Annotated in this window: 18 protein-coding genes and 1 tRNA gene; 5 read left to right on the top strand and 14 right to left on the bottom strand. The window is 50.3% G+C overall.

The window, feature by feature from the left end; genetic code table 11:
* Nucleotide 1 precedes the first annotated feature (1 nt).
* Nucleotides 2-352: a methionine--tRNA ligase gene (locus ABI361_11845; GenBank protein MEO9321353.1), complete on the bottom strand. Its 351-nt coding sequence runs from the start codon at nt 350-352 to the stop codon at nt 2-4.
* Between the two features lie 105 nt (nt 353-457).
* Nucleotides 458-583: a hypothetical protein gene (locus ABI361_11840; protein MEO9321352.1), complete on the bottom strand. Its 126-nt coding sequence runs from the start codon at nt 581-583 to the stop codon at nt 458-460.
* A 115-nt stretch (nt 584-698) separates the two neighbouring features.
* On the opposite strand from ABI361_11840, the gene ABI361_11835 reads away from it, so the two are divergent.
* Nucleotides 699-1,772: a DHH family phosphoesterase gene (locus ABI361_11835; protein MEO9321351.1), complete on the top strand. Its 1,074-nt coding sequence runs from the start codon at nt 699-701 to the stop codon at nt 1,770-1,772.
* Here the strand turns inward: ABI361_11835 and ABI361_11830 are convergent.
* The 5 genes from ABI361_11830 to ABI361_11810 all read right to left on the bottom strand — a co-directional run bounded on the left by ABI361_11830 (nt 1,759) and on the right by ABI361_11810 (nt 7,473).
* The gene (locus ABI361_11830) at nt 1,759-2,625 is read right to left on the bottom strand and encodes an NAD(P)H-hydrate dehydratase (GenBank protein ID MEO9321350.1); all 867 of its coding nucleotides are present in this window, start codon (nt 2,623-2,625) and stop codon (nt 1,759-1,761) included. The genes ABI361_11835 and ABI361_11830 overlap by 14 nt on opposite strands.
* 48 nt (nt 2,626-2,673) lie before the next feature.
* Entirely contained in the window at nt 2,674-4,140 is a 1,467-nt protein-coding gene (locus ABI361_11825; protein ID MEO9321349.1) for a cation diffusion facilitator family transporter, read from the bottom strand.
* Nucleotides 4,141-4,208: 68 nt separating this feature from the next.
* On the bottom strand, nt 4,209-5,114 hold the full coding sequence (locus tag ABI361_11820) for a TFIIB-type zinc ribbon-containing protein (GenBank protein ID MEO9321348.1): 906 nt from the start codon (nt 5,112-5,114) through the stop codon (nt 4,209-4,211).
* Between the two features lie 261 nt (nt 5,115-5,375).
* Nucleotides 5,376-6,707 (bottom strand): S8 family peptidase, encoded by a 1,332-nt coding sequence (locus tag ABI361_11815; GenBank protein ID MEO9321347.1) that lies wholly within the window; start codon nt 6,705-6,707, stop codon nt 5,376-5,378.
* A gap of 226 nt (nt 6,708-6,933) precedes the next feature.
* Entirely contained in the window at nt 6,934-7,473 is a 540-nt protein-coding gene (locus ABI361_11810) for a resolvase (protein MEO9321346.1), read from the bottom strand.
* Nucleotides 7,474-7,558: 85 nt separating this feature from the next.
* Between ABI361_11810 and ABI361_11805 the strand changes: the two genes are divergently transcribed.
* The 3 genes from ABI361_11805 to ABI361_11795 all read left to right on the top strand — a co-directional run bounded on the left by ABI361_11805 (nt 7,559) and on the right by ABI361_11795 (nt 9,936).
* A complete protein-coding gene (locus tag ABI361_11805) occupies nt 7,559-8,182 on the top strand; it encodes an RNA-binding protein (protein ID MEO9321345.1) in 624 nt (207 codons plus the stop codon).
* Nucleotides 8,183-8,261: 79 nt separating this feature from the next.
* Nucleotides 8,262-8,618 carry a twin-arginine translocase TatA/TatE family subunit gene (locus ABI361_11800; protein ID MEO9321344.1) on the top strand — a complete coding sequence of 119 codons (357 nt, stop codon included), beginning with the start codon at nt 8,262-8,264 and terminating at the stop codon, nt 8,616-8,618.
* A 52-nt stretch (nt 8,619-8,670) separates the two neighbouring features.
* Nucleotides 8,671-9,936 carry a Glu/Leu/Phe/Val dehydrogenase gene (locus tag ABI361_11795; GenBank protein MEO9321343.1) on the top strand — a complete coding sequence of 422 codons (1,266 nt, stop codon included), beginning with the start codon at nt 8,671-8,673 and terminating at the stop codon, nt 9,934-9,936.
* 143 nt (nt 9,937-10,079) lie between these two features.
* On the opposite strand, the gene erpA is transcribed toward ABI361_11795, so the two are convergent.
* The 6 genes from erpA to ABI361_11765 all read right to left on the bottom strand — a co-directional run bounded on the left by erpA (nt 10,080) and on the right by ABI361_11765 (nt 14,516).
* The gene (gene erpA, locus ABI361_11790; GenBank protein MEO9321342.1) at nt 10,080-10,427 is read right to left on the bottom strand and encodes an iron-sulfur cluster insertion protein ErpA; all 348 of its coding nucleotides are present in this window, start codon (nt 10,425-10,427) and stop codon (nt 10,080-10,082) included.
* A gap of 92 nt (nt 10,428-10,519) precedes the next feature.
* Nucleotides 10,520-11,284, bottom strand: a complete 765-nt coding sequence (locus ABI361_11785) for an FKBP-type peptidyl-prolyl cis-trans isomerase (GenBank protein MEO9321341.1) — start codon at nt 11,282-11,284, stop codon at nt 10,520-10,522.
* Nucleotides 11,285-11,373: 89 nt separating this feature from the next.
* Entirely contained in the window at nt 11,374-12,522 is a 1,149-nt protein-coding gene (locus tag ABI361_11780; protein MEO9321340.1) for an alanine--glyoxylate aminotransferase family protein, read from the bottom strand.
* An 84-nt stretch (nt 12,523-12,606) separates the two neighbouring features.
* Nucleotides 12,607-12,694: transfer RNA gene (locus ABI361_11775), tRNA-Leu, on the bottom strand.
* A 310-nt stretch (nt 12,695-13,004) separates the two neighbouring features.
* Entirely contained in the window at nt 13,005-13,574 is a 570-nt protein-coding gene (locus ABI361_11770; GenBank protein ID MEO9321339.1) for a hypothetical protein, read from the bottom strand.
* Between the two features lie 576 nt (nt 13,575-14,150).
* Nucleotides 14,151-14,516 carry a hypothetical protein gene (locus ABI361_11765; protein ID MEO9321338.1) on the bottom strand — a complete coding sequence of 122 codons (366 nt, stop codon included), beginning with the start codon at nt 14,514-14,516 and terminating at the stop codon, nt 14,151-14,153.
* Nucleotides 14,517-15,003: 487 nt separating this feature from the next.
* Between ABI361_11765 and ABI361_11760 the strand changes: the two genes are divergently transcribed.
* A complete protein-coding gene (locus ABI361_11760; protein MEO9321337.1) occupies nt 15,004-15,375 on the top strand; it encodes a hypothetical protein in 372 nt (123 codons plus the stop codon).
* Between the two features lie 84 nt (nt 15,376-15,459).
* Here the strand turns inward: ABI361_11760 and ABI361_11755 are convergent, their stop codons facing one another.
* A complete protein-coding gene (locus ABI361_11755; protein ID MEO9321336.1) occupies nt 15,460-17,412 on the bottom strand; it encodes a TOPRIM nucleotidyl transferase/hydrolase domain-containing protein in 1,953 nt (650 codons plus the stop codon).
* Nucleotides 17,413-17,511 lie beyond the last annotated feature (99 nt).

Here is a 17,511-nt window from a genome sequence, read left to right as displayed (position 1 = left end):
CCTATCTAATCTGCGCGCCGGGGACGACATCCTCGGAAGCAGTGAGAAAAATGGGTCTGCCCTCCGGCCCGTCGGCCGACAGTAACATGCCGGACGAGATAATTCCACCTATTTTCTTGGGCTCAAGGTTTGCACATACCACCACGGTCCTTCCGACCACCTCTTCCGGCTTGTAATACTGCGCCACGCCCACTGCAATCTGCCGCTTCTCCGTGCCAATGTCTACTGTCGCTTTTAGCACCTTCTTCATGCCCGGTATGCTTTCCGCCGAGATAATCTTGCCCATCACGAATTTGACCTTCGAGAATTCCTCAAAAGTCACAAAACTGCTTTCAGCAAGAGGTTCAGACATATCCCAGACAGCGCGTATTGCTCTCATTTATTTTGTTACTTCGCCAAGAGGGCTGGAAACAGGAAATGGTAGCACTTGCTTGTTATGGTTGGAAGTGGTTGCACATCAACTGGTGCGCTTGCCTAGCCTTACCAGGAACCGATTCTTCTTGTCTCTCAAGGCCGGGTCGCTCAAGAGCCTAAAGTAGAGGAACTCCAGCGCATAGTATGCAAAGGTTGTGGTTGCGCCCAAGCGCACCTGTAATTGCCTGCCGAGACGTATAAGTTGTTTAGCTCGATTATTCTGAGCACCCGTGGTGCTATAACTTATAATAACAATCCCTCACACGCACTGTGTCTGAAAAATAGTGAACGAAAGCAATACCCTGGTATTTTCTCACGAGCAGGACGTTGATGGCATCTTCTCGGCCGCGATTCTAAAGCTCGCATTTGGATCGCCGGAAATAGTCCTGACCAACTACGGCATTGAAAATATGCTTTCAGTGCGGGACAAGATATACTCGTTTATCCGCGCAGGCGGCGCGCCCGGGACGATTATCATCGCAGACATGGGGCCCAACCCGGAATCTGCCGGCGCAGTAATCGACGCCCTGCAGATGGCGTCTCAGAACAATTGGCGGTGCATCTGGATAGACCATCACATCTGGCCCGAGCAGGAGCACGCCGAAATCAGGAAGTGGTGCGAGGTTGTTCTCTGCAACAACGGCGACAAGAAATGTACCGCCGAGCTGTGTGTGGATCGGTTCAAGAGCACTGACTCGCTTTCGCTGCAGCTTGCCGCCATTGCCCGCAGAACAGACTTTCCAGACACTACAAAGTTCCCCATCCCTCCGCTGACGCCTCTCATATCGTATTACGTCGGTCTGCCTGAGCTCCGCGGCAGGCTGCATAGCGTGATACTTGAGAACATTACGAAGGGCATCTTTTGGAATTACGCGATGCAGGAAGACATTATTGAATCGGCTCGCCTTATCGACGAGTCCATCGAGCGATCCGTAAAGTCGCTTGCCATAAGACAGTTTGCTATCGGAAATCTGATGTTCGGCGTGGCCATAGTCAAGGCCGACTCGTTTGTCAGCAGGTCAATCCTTCTTGGCCGGGTCATGGACCAGACGGAAATCGACATTGCAGCCGCCTATACCGATGACGGCAAGGTCAGCCTCCGCAGGAAGGACGTACCAAATTCTGAAAAGGCATCAGCCATTGACTGCAGCAAGCTGGCCCGTGAATTCAAAGAGGGCGGCGGACATGCGGGAGCGGCAGGAGGATTCCTCAGGATCATCCCGAAGGACGCACCAAACGGCGACTCGGAGGCGATAAACGAGATTTCAAGTGCAGTAAGCTCCTACCTCTCAAAGATGCAGCTGGAAAGGGGCGCCGGCCAGGCGAATGAGAAGGTCCAGGACATCACTGGCTCTTGATAACGTCAAAGGGCTTGAACGCTTCGGCCATAAAGTCCACAAGGTCTGTTGCAATCATGTGGAGGCCAACTTTTGCAAATGCGAGGTTACCTGCAGCGCCGTTTACGTAGGCGCCCGCAAGAGCAGCGTCAAAGGGCGACATTTTTTTCGCCAGCAGGCCTGCGACAACTCCTGACAGAACATCGCCAGTTCCCCCAACTGTCATTGCGCTGTTGTGGATCCTGTTTAATCCGACGCGTGACTGGTCGCAAATGACGTCCGAAGGGCCCTTAAGCAGGATGGTCACGTCATGCTTTCTTGCCATTTCGCTTGCGGTCTTGATCCTCTGGTCCTCGCCGTCGCCGGGAGACACTCCAAAAAGCCTCTTGAACTCGCCCGCATGGGGGGTCACGACGCATCCCGTACCCTTCACCTCTTCGAGGACTTCGGGGACAAGCGCCGAAGCATCAAGGAGGAGCCGAGTCTCTGCTTCGCGCAACTTTCTTACCAGCGCGACAATCGCCTCCGGCCTTGCAATGCTCATGCCCATCCCGATGGCCGCCGAGTCACACTTTTTTGGCAGCATCGCGCTCAGCCTGCCTGCGGAGCCGACCGTGAGCTTGTCGTCCGGCAGCGGGAGAGCGATAAGGGCTGGAGAATGGCATCTGACCTCTGTAGTTATTGACCTTGGAACTGCCGTGTAAACTAGGTCCGCCCCGGTTCGAAGGGCGGCCATTGATGCGAGAGTTGGGGCGCCGTGGTAATACCTGCTTCCGCCCGCCACAAGCACGGTGCCATTGTCCCCCTTTCTTGATGACGCCGACCTTGGCGGTATCAGCCGCTTGACAAGTGCCTTTGAAGTTACTATGCTCAATTCCTGCGCGATACTAGCTTTCGGACCTGGCTGGATAAACCTTACCAATTATTCCGGCTCGGCATGTATTGTGACGATGGATCCGGGGAACCTCTGCAAAATACGCTCCTCGATATCAGAGACGTACTGGTGCACCTGCTCAATGGTGTCTATCGGCGCGCCGTCCGACGTTGACTGAAAGACGCAGTCGACGTCAATCTTCATGGAGCCCTGGACAGTCCTGTAGGTGTTAATCCTTCCGGCACGCCTGACGCCTCTTGAGGAAACCACGATCTCGCGAATAGAGTCCTGCATTTCCTTGTCAGATATTGGCTCGATGCCTAGGAGTTCCGGCATGAATGGTTCTACATGCACTGTGGTGGACTGGATTTCGGGCACCTGGTTTCGGATCGAGTCCTCGACGGAATTTGATATCGCGTGTGCCTGCGCCAGCGTTGCGGACCTGTTTACCTGTATGTGAAGGGAAGCCTCCTTTCGGTTGCTGTCCTTGACCGCGCTTACAATGATGTTGTGTACGCCGCGCACCCCGTCGACCAGCCGCGCAGCGCGCTCTACAAGATCCTCAATTGATGGCCGTGTGGCCGCGCCCTCGGGCTCAAAGTGAACAGTCACAGTTATGGGCCTGCTCCCAAGTACGTCTGCAAGGATTCTTGTCACGTTGTTCTCCACCAGCACGGATGTTTCATGCGCGACCTCAAAACTGAGATCGCTCCGCATTCCAAGCGTCAGCTCTACATATACGTCCCTCCCGACCCTGCGCATCTTGACATCCTTGCAGTCAAGAACGCCGGGCGTCTGCTGCGCGGCCTCTGTTGCTTTTGCCACAAGAGATGGGGGGATAGAGTCCGACAGCTCCAGCACGTTCTGGTATGCAAATTTGCTGCTCAAGAAAGCAAGAAAGCCGCCAAGGACTATCGCTGCAAGCGAGTCGCCCGCCGCAAAGCCCCGCGCGACTAGCAGCAATCCGACGAGGGCCACGCCCGTTGACACCATGTCCGTCAGAGCATGATACATGTCGGTCTTGAGCGTGGTGCTTGAAAGGGCAACTGAACTTCCGCTGTCAGCTGCTTGCTCTCGCACGAGCGCTCTCCGCAGTACCGTGACTCTAAACCCGTCAACCGACAGCGTGTACGCGATTGCCGCATAGGCAACGAGGCCGGGCTGCGTCACCTGGGACATCGCCGCGCCAGAGTAATACCCTGCAATTCTCGTTACCGCCTCGAAGATGAAAAGGATTGAAACAACAAAGAGGGCGATTCCGCCTACAAACCCGCCTATGGTCTCTATTCTGCCGTGGCCATAGGTGTGGTCCTTGTCGCGGGGCTTCGACGCGAGCCTTACTGCAATTATCAGGACTGCAGTAACGACCGCATCAAGCAGCGCGTGAGTGCCGTCGGTAAAAAGCGCAAGGCTGTTGGTGGCGGCGCCTGCGATAAACTCGAATGCAAAAACTGTGGCAATCGCGAATAGCGACAGCTGAAGCGCTGTTTTCTTTGCATCCCCCGGCCTTTTCATCGCCAGCAGGACTATCAAGGCTGAATTCTTATCTACTTTTCTTTGGAATCAGAAAAAGGGGAAAAGATCTAGTTCAAGCCAGTGAGCTGGCTTCTTAGATTCTTGTATCTGTTGCGGACGGTCACTTCGGTTACGCCTGCCGCCTCTGCAATGTCAGTCTGCGTCCTGCTCTCTCCTGTCGAGAGACACGCGAGGTAGAGGACCGACGCTGCAAGACCCATTGGATCTTTGCCCGCGGATATGCCGCTCTGTACAACCCGCGTCATTACATTGAGTGCGACTCTTCTCGTCTTCTCGCTCAGGTTTGCCTTGCTCGCAACCCTGCCTATGCACTTCATTGGATCTATCAAGGGAATCTTTAGGTCGAGCTCTATGACCACGAGCCTGTAAATTCTCGCAAGGTCCTTTCTCTTGATGTTGCCTATCTGAGCGATGTCCTTGAGTGTGCGTGAGGTTCCTGCTTCTCTGCAGGCGATGTACACTGCAGCGCCTACAGTTGCGGAAATGGTCCTTCCTCTGACAAGCCCCCGCTCCTGCGCCTTTCTGTAAATGTAGGCAGTTTTTTCAACCACGGCGTCGGAGAGGGACAGTTTGTCCTTGAGCCTGTCCAGCTCGCTGAATGCCTGCCGGAGGTTTCTGTCTGTCGGCGAGTGCGCCTGGGTCCTAAAGTCCCAAGACCGCAGGCGGTCAAATGTGGACTTCATCTGTCCTTCAAGCCTGCGTCCGCTTGCATCCTTGTCCGCCTTGCCAATAATGGTCGATAGGCCCATGTCGTGCCTGGCAAGCGAGCTTGGAATACCCGTTCTGCTCCTGTCAGTCACTTCTTCGGTATTAAATGCGCGCCATTCTGCACGCGTCTCCTGCACACGATCAGTCAGCACAAGACCGCAGTTGCCGCAAATTATTTCGCCTGATTCCGAATCAGTAATGACCCGTCCGTCCTTACATCCATTGCATATAATCGAGGTTTGCATGTTTTCTAGGATAGTTGCAGAATTATTATCACGGATCAAGCATATAAGTAGTTCTGATGCCAGAAAAACGACAAAAAGCGGCTACCACTCCAAGAATTACCATGAAAAAACCCGAAACGCTGCAATATGACTACGAGAACCGCGGTATAGCTGGAAAATAAGGATTGTGCGGACATTTATATAGAATTGAAAATATAGCGGATTTTTGCAACTTCCGCAAAGCTTCTGAAAAATCAGGGGTCGCGGAATCCGCGCCTAGGTCTAGTTGTAGAACTGGAATCCCGCTGAAACCAGCGAAAAGCTTCCAAAAAGAGAACCTGCGCCGGCTCGCGGCAGCATGCTGAGCGCGGGGATGGAAGCCACATTAGTACTGCCCGCGTCGCTGCTTGACTTGACACTTTTCACGACCGTCGGAAAGTTCAGGCTGAGTTCGCCGTAACCATACTGATCATTTCGGCCCGGGGAACCCAGGTGCTTTGTCATGTGGTCGAGAACGTTACGGACTTCCTCCGGCGTCCATTTGCCGTCGCCGTCCGTCAGTCCGCTCGACTTCCAGAGCCTTTCATCGCTTCCAAGGATGAGAGCCACGGTCCCCGTGACAAAAGGGGTTGCCATTGACGTGCCGCTTAGTACCTTGTACTTCCCGTCGAACCATGTAGAGTTGATTCCTGACCCCGGAGCCACCAGTTCAACCTTGTTTCCTGTCAGTGAGAACGACGACCTAGACCCGTCTCTTGTCACAGAACCCACCCCGATCACGGCGTCGTATTCGGCAGGATACAGTACTCCCCCGGAGGAGCCATTGCCCACTGCTGCGACAAGGACAATGCCGTATTTGTCATGGGCAACGGTTACCGCCTGCTTGAGCGCCTCGCTCCCGTCCGAACCGGTGATGCTCATGGTAATGACATTCATGTGGTTTTCAATAGCCCAGTTGATTCCCTGAACCAGCAAGTCAAATGTCCCCTTTCCCTGCGAGTCAGACACCTTGACCGCGTAGAGGCTTGCCTGCGGCGCCACTCCAATTGTTCCAAAGTTATTTCTGGCGGCCGCAATTATGCCGGCTACATGCGTCCCGTGACCGTTGTCGTCCATTGGGTCATTGTTGCCATTTACAAGATTGATTCCCCCCATGTAGTTGGCCGCAAGGTCTGGGTGTTTGTAGTCAATCCCTGTGTCAAGTTCCGCAACTTTGACGCCCTTGCCCATAAAGCCCGCATCATGGACTGCCTTCACTCCGATCGCAGACAGACCCCATGAATGCGAGTATTCGTTGCTCGCTGTATGCGACGAACCGGTGAAATTGTCTGTGCCCCCATCTTGCACGGACGCAGGAGCAACGACTACCTGTGAGTTTGGTTCGACAAAGTCTATGCCCGGAAGAACTCTCAGAAGCGCGACCGAGATCTGCGGGAGGGTTGCATCGATGATTCCTACTTTTTGGTAGACGTGGTCTATCCTGCCGCCAAGATCGGTGATAGAATAACTCGAGACCCTGCCATCATGGAAGGAAACCATGACATTTGTGGGCGAAAATGCCGTTGTCAGCGGTGCAATAAGCAACGTCAATGTCAGAAGAATTGTGTAGTGCAAAATTCTCTAACATTGTCGTTACTCTGCCAGCATAAGAAACATCTAGAACATTTTTCTCAGGCATTTGGCCGAGATGTCTATAGTAAATATAATCTGGGGCCCAATGGACAGATAAATCTTATATAATATTCACAAATTCAATGCGAGTTTCAGCCCGTTGCCAATAACCAAAATGGGCACCCACTTGCCGAGCCTGAAAGCGCATTCCAATTTGGGTTAGCTCAGCCTAGTGGCTTGCTAGTCGGGATATTCTTGCCTGGGCAGTACTGCGCAGTTCATCGGAAAACGGCATTGCAAAATCCGGCAGATTCAACTCGACGCTCTGCGCGTTTTCTCTCAGGCTGTAAGTCCTCCCCTCGTACGTGCACTTGACCGTTAGGTCGCCATGCGCGTCGACGGAATCCGCGACCTTGAAGTATTCGACGAGCTTTCGCTGCTCGTAAACCGTCTTGTTTTTTCTCCTGAACCTTTTCTTGCTCAGGAACTTGAACGCAAAGACAATCTTGCGTTCCTTGTACACCGAAAACATGTCCCGGACAAGAACGCACCTGGCTATCTGGTCGGGTGGGACATACAGGATGTCACCTGTGCCGGACTTGGCCTCAATGGCAAGAAGAATGGAACGCTCGTTGTTCAGGGCAACAATGTCTGGAAGACCAGTGCTCGAGCCCCCTAGCCTTCTTGCGTGCCAGCCTTCGGAGCGGTTGAACCGCTCGACAAGGGCATGTTCAAAGTTGTAGCCTCTGCTTCGCCGGATGTTGCCCACGACGTACCGCACCGCGGCTTGAAGAATTAAAGTTTTGCAGCCTCTGCAATGTTTTTATTGAATAAAATAGGATCGAAATCCCATCGTGATTGATTCATCGGCAGGCAATTCTCTTCAGCTAATTGACGGCCAGCTTAAAGACGTGCAGCGCCGCAGGGAGCTACTGATACGAGGTTCCCGCGACGCCATCGCAATGGCCAGCAAATCGATAATATTTATGCACAAGGGCAAGTTTGACGAAGCCGTCCTGCAGATGGAAAATGCTCGCTCGACAGTCGACCAGCTGCGCCCTTCTGCCCAGAGCGACCTTTACAAGTACGTCGCGGTGGCCGAGCAGGAGCTTGCCGAAGCGTACTGCCTTCTTGCCATCATGAACAACAAGCCGATTCCGTCAGCCGAAAGCCTCGGGATCTCCGGTCCGTCATACCTGACGGGGATACTGGACTGCGTCGGCGAGGTCAAGCGGCTCGTCTACGACCGGATGCGAACAGGCAGAGAGCAGGATGCCGAGTCGCTTTTTGGTGTGATGGAAGAGCTCTACGATGCAGTGTATCCGTTTGCGGTTTACGACAACATCGTTGCCGGCCTTCGCAAAAAGCTCGACGTCGCCCGGATGCTGATTGAAGACGTAAGGGCGTCAGTCACAGAAGAGCGGCGCAGGACTACACTTATCGCCGCCTTTGACCGGCTCAGGCCCGGCTCCGCCTAGAATCTCGCAAGTCGGGCATATTTTCAGTCATGTAACACAGCAAGTAATTAATTGCTGTTAGACCCTGATTGACTTGGATTTGGTCCTGGCGGCGCTTGTGCGAGAAATCGCAGGCTCGGAATGGATTATCCTTATCCTGTTGGTACTTGTCCTGATGTTTGGGACAAAAAGGCTGCCTCAGATGTCCCGGACTTTGGGTAGGGCAGCTGGCGAGTACGAGAAGGCCAGAAATATGGTAAAAAGGGAACTGGGGCAGGGCTTTTCTTCCTATGGATCGCCACCCGCGCAAACCAGCGGCGTCGTGCCGCGCATTACGGGTCCTGTCACAACAGAAAGGGAAAAGCTAGAGCAGATCGCCCAGAGCCTTGGGATTGACTCAAAAGGAAAAACCGACGACGAACTCAGGACGCAGATCTCGCAAAAAATGAGCTCTTAAATTCTAGAACAATTTACAACACTTAAATACACTCGTTTTGTTCAAATCTTTTATGTCAGCGTCCCGGAGCGTGGCCATAAACCCGTTTGAGGTTGCACTGAAACAGCTTGACGAGGCTGCAAAACTCATCAAGCTCGACAAAGGACTCCACCAGGTCCTTGCAAATCCAAAGCGCGTTCTTACCGTTTCTCTCCCTGTCAAGATGGACAACGGGGAAATCCGCGTGTTTACCGGCTATAGATCACAGCACAATGATGCGAGGGGGCCTTACAAGGGAGGAATCAGATACCATCCCCAGGTGTCCATCGACGAGGTAAAAGCTCTTTCAATGTGGATGACATGGAAGTGCGCCGTCGCAGACATTCCTTACGGCGGAGGAAAGGGCGGCATAATATGCAATCCCAAGGAAATGTCCGACGGAGAATTGGAACGCATGACCCGCAGATACGCATACGCCATTGCGGACATTATCGGACCCCTTACCGACATTCCAGCGCCCGATGTTTACACGGGAGGCAAGGAGATGGCCTGGATTATGGACACTTATTCGGCGCTAAAGGGCAATTACATGCAGCCCGAAATTATCACCGGCAAGCCCCTCTCGATAGGCGGTTCGCTTGGAAGAAACGAGGCTACCGGCCGCGGACTTTCAATCACCGTGCGCGAGGCGGCCAAGAAGCTCAAGGTCGACATGAAGAATGCAACCGTGGCTGTCCAGGGCTTTGGAAACGCAGGCCAGTTTGCGTCGCAGCTCGTTGAAGCCCTTGGTGCAAAGGTAGTTGCGGCTTCAGATTCCAAAGGCGGGATCGTAAACAAGTCTGGCATTTCAATTGCCAGCCTGCGGCAGCACAAGCAAAAGACGGGCAGCGTCGAGGGCTTTGGCGGCTCAAAGGCAATTTCAAACGAGGAACTGCTAGAGACAGACTGTACCATACTCATTCCAGCGGCGCTTGAAAACCAGATTACCGCAAAGAACGCGCCGAAGGTCAAGGCCAAGATAGTTGCCGAAGCTGCAAACGGTCCGACAACTCCTGAAGCAGACGATATTCTCTTCAACAACAAGATCCTTGTAATCCCGGACATTCTCGCAAACGGAGGAGGAGTGACAGTGTCCTACTTTGAGTGGCTACAAAACCTTCGCAGGGAATACTGGACGGAGGCAGAGGTAAATGAGAGGCTCGACAAGAACATCACTAAAGCATTCCTCGATGTTTATGAGACGCATGACAAGTACAAGGTCAATATGCGAAAGGCCAGCACGCTTTTGGCGATAAACCGCGTCGTCGAGGCTATTCAGGCGCGTGGCCTGTGGCCCTAGCGCGCCTTTTTCTGATCATGAAAAAATCTATCTATTTGCACAGACGGCTTTAGAGCCTATCTTGCAGCGCATCTGCTGCCGCTTATAGCCCGTAAAACAAGATAAAAAGAGCTGCGGAATTCAAAAAGAGAAGAAAGGGACGCTTATTCTGTGCTGAACGAGTGGCCACAAGAGCAGCTCTTGGTCACGTTGGGATTGTTTATCTTAAATCCCGACCCCATCAGGCTCTCAATGTAGTCAATGTTGGCGCCCTTGAGGTATCGCTCGCTGTAGCTGTCGAGGATTATCTTGACTCCGCCCTGCTCGATGACCTTGTCGTCATCGTCGACTTTTTCTTCAAAGCCCATGCCATAGGACAGGCCCGCGCAACCACCACCCGAAACATATACTCTCAGGAAAAGGTTCGAGTTGCCTTCTTGCTTCATAAATTCAGCGACTTTTTCGGCCGCCTTGGGGGTTATTGTAACCGGTTGCTGTTGAATGCTTTCCATGCTGCGAGCTTTTTGGCTTTATAATGTAATAAACTTTTGCCCCTTTTTACTCTATGACAAGGGTGAGTCCGCGCTCGGTAAAGCCTTGCCTGCTACTTTGCCTCAGCAGGCTTTTCCTGCTCTTTTGCAGCTGCTTCGGTGCTTTGCGCTGGCTCTGGGGCCGGCTTTGGCTGCTGGGGAGCGGAAATCGTTTCTACGTACTTTACCTTCTTTACCTTGGAGACATTCTTGAAGATGTCCCTTGCAATTCCTGCCTTTACCGACTGGAGGCCTTCCATCTGGTACGTTTCCTCAGGCAGGTCCATCTCAAGCTGCTCGTCGCTTATCGCGAACTTTAGTTTGTCGTCGTCTATCGGAAGCCATCTCTTTACAAGCGCAGAGACCTTTTCATTATCCGTCTCGAGCTTTTTGACAACGTTTACGTCGTAAACAAGCGTGCGGCCTGCAAGCCTGTGATTGAAGTCGACCTGTATTCTGCCAGAGCCGACAAACCTGACAATGCCTGTCCTGTCGTCCACGTCGATGACGTCACCGACAGAAACCTCGTCTGCCTTGTCGCCAAGCTTGCGCTGCGGAATCATGCGTACCTTTGCCGGGTCACGCTCGCCAAACGCCTTGTCGGGAGTGAGCTCCACGTTCATCTGGCTGCCGATGTCGGCTTTTGTGAGGGCCTCGTCCAGCCCCTTTAGAACCCAGCCATCACCAACGGACACGAGCCGTGGCTGGTATTTGCGCGTCGGGTCAAAGTGATCGCTTTTCTTTGCATCTTCCTCCTTTGTAGTTTCGAAAATTTCGTTAGTGTCCTTAACGCGAGCAGTGTAATCTAGCAGCACGAGAGAACCCTTATCCAAAGTCATGTAACCCCGCGTACTGTACAGGTAATATTAAGTTTCAGAGAAAATGTGTAAAAAGTGGGTGGAGAACTGCTGGAGCGGAAAAAAGATTGCTAGTTCGGAAGCGCCTTTAGTTTTTCAAGCGCTACCGAAGTAGCCTCTGGGTTTGTCTTTATGCCAAGCATGTTCATTGCAGACGAAATTGAAGATATGGTGCGCATGACATGGTACCTTCCAACCTCACCCATCGAACCAACCCTGAATACCTTGCCCTTCAGGTCGCCAAAGCCGCCGGCAATAAGCACCTTGAACTGGTTTGAGAGCAGATCCCTGAACTTCTTGTCATCCATCCCCGCCAGGTAATTGACGGCTATTATCACGTTGCTCCTTGCGTCCGGCTTCGCGAAAGGCGTAAGCCCAAGCGCGCTAAGGCCGGCGTAAAGCGCTTCAGCACAAGTCCTGTGGCGGCGAATTCTTGCGTCCATGCCCTCCTCAAGCACGATGTCAAGTGCCTCTCTGAACGCATAGTAAAGCGGCAGCGCCGGAGTGAACGGCGTTTCATGGTGTTCTTCGTAGTACTTGAAGTAGCGTTTAAAGTTCAGGTACTGAGTCGGCGGCGGATTTTCCTGCATGTATTTCTTGGTTCTGGCGTTTACGGAAACCGGCGATACGCCAGGCGGCGCAGCAAGGGCCTTTTGCGCAGCTGTAACGCAGATGTCAATGTTCCACTTGTCAACGGGGAGCTCGTCGCCTCCAAGGATTGACACCGCGTCAGCGATAAAGTAGCAGCCTTTTCTTGCAGCCAGTTCGCCGAGCTTATCCATATAGCGGATCGTCGTGCCGGTTGAAGTCTCGTTATAGACCGCGTAAAGCGCCTTGACGTCTTTATTTTGGTCCATGACTTCTTCAAATTTTTCATAAGGCGGGTTTTCCCCAAATGGTGCCTTTATCCTGATTGTCTGGCCGCCCCAGCTGTCAATCAGGTCAGCCAGCCTTGTGCTAAACTCGCCGTTTACTGGAATTACGGCCTTGTCGCCCTTCTTTATGAGGTTGACGACGGATGCCTCGACTGCGCCGGTGCCAGAAGTGGTCAGGAGAACAATGTCGCCCTGTGTCTGAAACACCTTTTGCGACTTTTCAACTATTGATTTGTAGAGCACCCTGAAATCATCGCTCCTGTGATTAATTATCGGCGCAAGCATTGCATTCATTACACGGTTTGGAACGTTAGTTGGTCCGGGAAGCATTGCAAGATATTCCATATTAGAATCTCAAGCAAAACGGCGTTTTTTCCTATATTTAAATCAATTATCCGGATGGCCCACTAAACACTACTTTCAAACAAATGGTGCGGGAGATGGGATTTGAACCCACGAACCCCTAAGGGATAAGAGCCTCAGTCTTACGCCTTTGGCCAAGCTGGGCGACTCCCGCATAACTTGCTCGGCTGGCGTAAAATATTACCGCGTCATTTCGGTGAAACGAACGCGGGTAATCATGCGCCAAGTTGGCCTGTTCCCCTAGTTGCCCGGCGTGTGCTAGTGTCGCTGACTATATAATGCTAATGCGATTTATTTGTCTGAAAACGAAATAACTGGTGCGTCGGCAGGTAGTATTTACAACTAGTCTGATTTTAGCCTTTACAATTCGCATGTCGATAAGGTCTTAAGCAAGTATCAAATTTTCCGATTTCGAAAAGCAATGTGCGGCGGGAGAAATCAATGTAGACTTGATCTGCTGCGGTTTAGTTGTGACCAGTCGCTATTCGCACGATTTCAGCTGCTGCCAAAATTATAGTCAGAGCAACGAGAGCAATCGTAAATTTTTCTAAGCGTTTTGAAGAATCCGAGACCTGCTTTGTTGTTGCTATCGTTATTCTGGCATGTTGGTATAACGCATCTTTTAGCAGCCTCTCTGCACTATAATGGCTTCCAAATGACTCGTCAAGATTCTTGAGCATGTCTTCGACTGATTCTATGTTATCTTTCATACTCTTGGGGTTAGCTAATGCCTCGATACCACCTCTCACTCTTTTAAGACCAAAAACTCCTAAGAATGCACCTAACGCAATTAGCCCGAGTCCGCTTCCGATGTCATAATTGGCGATGGAACCGAGAGCATTATACACACGCAATACAGCTTGGCTGGCTTCTGTCTGATTCCCATATCCCTTTTCTACTATGGTTGGTATTGCTCCGAAAGGGTAGCTAAGTCCGACCGCTAGTAGCGCTCCTCCAACTGTGAAGAATGCAGTCGCTGCAAGCATCCAATATGCAATACTGACAGCTTCTCTCCTTGCGTCGTTAATTGACAAGTAATCCGACAGCTTGCAGGGTTTCTTAAAAGTTTGACACCAAAAAAGGAAAAGGGGGAAATAATCGTCCACTCGTTGGGCTGATATTTGCAGTTCTTCAATCGTCAGTCTGTCAGCCGCTGTCTGCGTCAATGCTTGAAATAGTTCTGACTCGCTCCGGATTTTGGACTCGCGATATCTCGAGAGAGCCGACCCGTCGGTGACCTAGCGGAGATTTTGAACGTGATACCCACCAGCCCATAAACCTTTTAAGAGATATCGACAATAGACTATGTTGTATGGCGAAGCACCGGACCATATCCTCAGACTTTTGGCAAAACAGTTGTGTGCTCAAAGAGCGACAGCTTAAGCGAAAAGCACTGAATAAGCAAGATTACTTGGATGCCCACTGGCATCAACAACTCGAAAACAATTGCAAACGCTTACGGGACCAAGCTAAAGGGCGTTAAGCGCTCAGGTCTCTCCTTTTTCTAGGCTCGGCTTGCTCGTGAAAGCACTAGAGCAAGCGAAAGAGCGCTAACTTATCGAGCCACTAGTTTCAACTTTCAGGTTTGGGGAGATACACTACCAATAAACTTACGTGAATGATTGGTTGATTTTTGCTTTTGAACCCAAGCCCATCCCTTGCCCTCTAAGAGCATCAACAAGCTGTTTGAAATCCTCGGAGGTTCTTCCCATATCTGCCAAGTCCACTAACTCAACAATAATCTGATAAAAAATGTCAAAATACATCTCGCCATTTTCCTTGAAAACTCTTCCTGCTTGAGGTATAATGCCACCATCAGGACGCTCTCTGAACCAATCCTTCTCAAGCCTTTCGCCTTTCCATATTCCCTTCCAAACCAAATCAGGATGCTGTGAGGTGTAGATTTGCCTAGTCCTTTCAATAGTAGCTTCAAGGCTTGAATAAACGGCTAGCATAGAGCTCAGGCGTGCGCTCATATTCAAACAAGTGAATCATGAATATTTGAAGTATTGTCGCCTAATCTTGAGTTTTCGTTCAGAACAAGATGTTACAGGATCTTGGTATCTTGCTGCGTATATAATCGGTTTTGTGAGCCTCTTCTCAGGAGGATTTTCGCCACTTGCGCCGACGGAGATCATACTATTCGGAAACCATCTTGGTCAGTTGCCATCGGAGGCTCAATTGATGATCACGTATGCAGGATTTTCAATAGTCATTCCGGTCGTCATTCTGGGGATGGCTTTGGCTGGCTACTTTCGGGTTTACTTTTACAGATCACATCTCTCAAAAAGAGTCAGTAGACCCTCCTGAATTAGTCGAGGAGCTAGGCTACAAGATAGGCGACGTTATAGCATGGGACTTGGTAACCGATAAAGGAAAGAAATACACTCGTTTGCGACGGCTGGAATAGATAAGCTAAGTCACGATGACCTTAAATTTCGAACGCTATAACGGGCTGTGTCCTTGTTTCATCCCCGGTCGAAGGATAATCAAAAAGATGAAAAGGATATTGATGTTGACCTAAAAGACCTTCTAGTCTTAGATGGCGTACTCATGGGAGCGATGCTTTTCATTCTTGCATTGGAGCCAATTAGCCATAATGTAGACTGGTACGCCAAGCTTCAGGAATGGATGAAATGGACGACGCTTGCTAGCACCGTGATGTCATTTGGAGCATTTTCAACTTCGGTCATCGGAGCATTTTCCAGAAAGAGCTCTTACGAGACGCGGTTCAAATTCTGTACTATAATGACAGTTGTAGGCGTAATCATGCTTACTGTCACAATTGCATTTACAGTCTACATAAGGTATATTTTCCTTGTCGTTGGGCAGTGACAAACTTTTCTCATACCGTGAAATTGTAAACCTTGTCATGTCCATTTCAAGCTTTTTCCTTTGCTCTCCTTTGAAATTCTTAGCCTATTCTTTCGAGTATATTGCTATTCTTGAATTTATTCCGTCAAAAATCTTTGACAAATTTTCCACTAATGCTTGGTCGAGCTGAGTTAAGGAATTGGTGATTCTCAACATCTCGTATGCAATTTTGACTTTATCGAGGTCGTACTTTGAGGTCTTGAGCAAAGATTTGCCCTTGTTAGTAACCTTTCCATTGCCTTCAGATATTGCCTTCAGGACATCTACTTTGCTTAGATTAAGCGATTTCCCGTGAACTGAGTGGAACGCCTCCGCGTATGTTTCTAAAGGAAATAGATCCTCGATATCTAAGTCCGCTTGAACGCCTCTGTGATTCGAAAGCAAAATTACATTACTAGTGGGAATTCCATCCTTTTGAAAGTCTGCACTCGCGTTCCTCCCTTCATCGTCGTTATCGAGGACCACGACATAAGGAAGATTCTCGATTTGCAATAATAGCGCATATTCTTTTGCGCCGCGTGCCCCTTTGCCTGCAACCACACTTATGTGCTCTAAATCTATTTTCCTAATTTTTCGGCTATTGAATTCTTGGAGCATGCCGTCAAGCAAAATTCGGTCTGAAGGACCTTCTCCAACAATCGTTTTCTCTCCAACAAAGAGGCTATCTCCGAGCGAAACACCCAACGCAGCACGGAGTGGGTATAATACATCTTTATCCTCGATCGCATAAAATTTCTCGGTAACTTCTGTGTATCCAGCGCCTTTCTTTCTGACTAATCTCAGCCGTTCTAGCTTCGAACGTGGGATGAGAAATGGTAAGTGGGTTGTGTAGATTGTCGTAACGCCATTTCCTAGATATGACTCAAAAAGGTCCAGCAAGTCTTTATGCCCTTTTGGATGGAGGAATACCCCCGGATCATCAAGTAATAGAATCGCCCTTTTGAATTCAGAATTCGTCTCTGCGCCGAAGTTAATGAAAAATCCTAAGAACCACTGAAAGCCTTCACTCCCAAGGCTGGGCGGGAGTAATGTCTCGACTGCGGCAGAATTCTTTGTGAATACCATCAATTTCTCAGTTGAATAGCGAAGTTCCATATCGAGCTCCTCTTGTCTCCAAGCTCCTCTAAGCAACTTTGTCGCCCTGCCACAACCACTTTCCAGATAAACCTGCCTTTTGGTTTCGTCCTGCAGATACTCGATAGTATCTAGTTTAATTTGAGCTAGCTTCAAAAAGTTAATGAAAGTTTTGTGTTTTTGAGGATTAGCCCTAAGTTCAGCGATTGTTACTTCATCCTCGAGTCTATCCCATGTCTTGAAGTATATGGTTCTCGGCATTCGCTCAAGGACGAACTTGTACATTGCAATTGCAATTTCATCCTCCATAAAAGATTCCATAATTGATTGCAGCTCTCTCGCAAATGCAACAAGATCTGTCTTGAACGGGGCGTCGATAGCCGCATTGGACAAGTTTGTAATCTCCTGCAAACTACTCAAGGCAACTGACTTCACAGTTTGCGCTGGGCTTGCATTTTCCACGGTTGCAGCGGCGGAATTGAATTGGGCTCTCATTGCATCGTTAGGGGCGTGTGTGAGATGAGTATTAGTTGCGCTGTTTCTATGATTGGCGATCACTCTGCGCATTTCACTCATCAAGTCATTAACTTTCGCTCTAGATATGACGCGGATTGCTTTGTCTGAAATCTTGATCTGATAAGACTCATCAAAATATTTCGTAATCATTATTTTCTTCGGTTCTTCAGCAAGTTGCAATAGGCTGCCGAGCTCTTTAATCTCCTCTGGAGCGAGCTCGAAGCTAGCATGAACCATAGGGATGTCTTTGTCCTCAATCTCATTGTCATTGTATCTCTTGAGCATTCCCTCTAACTGAGTTAGATCGAAGTAGGCATAGAAGGCGTCCATAGACAAGGATGCCAATCCATTTAGGATTCCGCTCTTGCCTGCTTCATTTGGACCGATCACTACCATTATGTCAGACATTGTAATAACTCCGGAATCTACAACTGAGCGAAAATTAGTGACTCTAAAATCTGCTAGGCGCAAGTGGGGGCTAGTACGCAAGCTACTTCTATAAACTTT

Source organism: Nitrososphaera sp. (assembly GCA_039938515.1).
Taxonomy (GTDB): domain Archaea; phylum Thermoproteota; class Nitrososphaeria; order Nitrososphaerales; family Nitrososphaeraceae; genus Nitrososphaera.
Note: the sequence above shows the minus strand (reverse complement) of the source record. Positions and strands in the feature narration are given on the sequence as shown.

What these genes read in the sequence shown, in the direction of transcription:
- ABI361_11845 (MEO9321353.1), bottom strand. Translation starts at nt 352, where the DNA reads ATGTCTGAACCTCTTGCTGAAAGCAGTTTTGTGACTTTTGAGGAATTC.
- ABI361_11825 (MEO9321349.1), bottom strand. Translation starts at nt 4,140, where the DNA reads ATGAAAAGGCCGGGGGATGCAAAGAAAACAGCGCTTCAGCTGTCGCTA.
- ABI361_11820 (MEO9321348.1), bottom strand. Translation starts at nt 5,114, where the DNA reads ATGCAAACCTCGATTATATGCAATGGATGTAAGGACGGACGGGTCATT.
- ABI361_11795 (MEO9321343.1), top strand. Translation starts at nt 8,671, where the DNA reads ATGTCAGCGTCCCGGAGCGTGGCCATAAACCCGTTTGAGGTTGCACTG.
- erpA (MEO9321342.1), bottom strand. Translation starts at nt 10,427, where the DNA reads ATGGAAAGCATTCAACAGCAACCGGTTACAATAACCCCCAAGGCGGCC.
- ABI361_11785 (MEO9321341.1), bottom strand. Translation starts at nt 11,284, where the DNA reads ATGACTTTGGATAAGGGTTCTCTCGTGCTGCTAGATTACACTGCTCGC.
- ABI361_11780 (MEO9321340.1), bottom strand. Translation starts at nt 12,522, where the DNA reads ATGGAATATCTTGCAATGCTTCCCGGACCAACTAACGTTCCAAACCGT.
- ABI361_11765 (MEO9321338.1), bottom strand. Translation starts at nt 14,516, where the DNA reads ATGAGCGCACGCCTGAGCTCTATGCTAGCCGTTTATTCAAGCCTTGAA.
- ABI361_11755 (MEO9321336.1), bottom strand. Translation starts at nt 17,412, where the DNA reads ATGTCTGACATAATGGTAGTGATCGGTCCAAATGAAGCAGGCAAGAGC.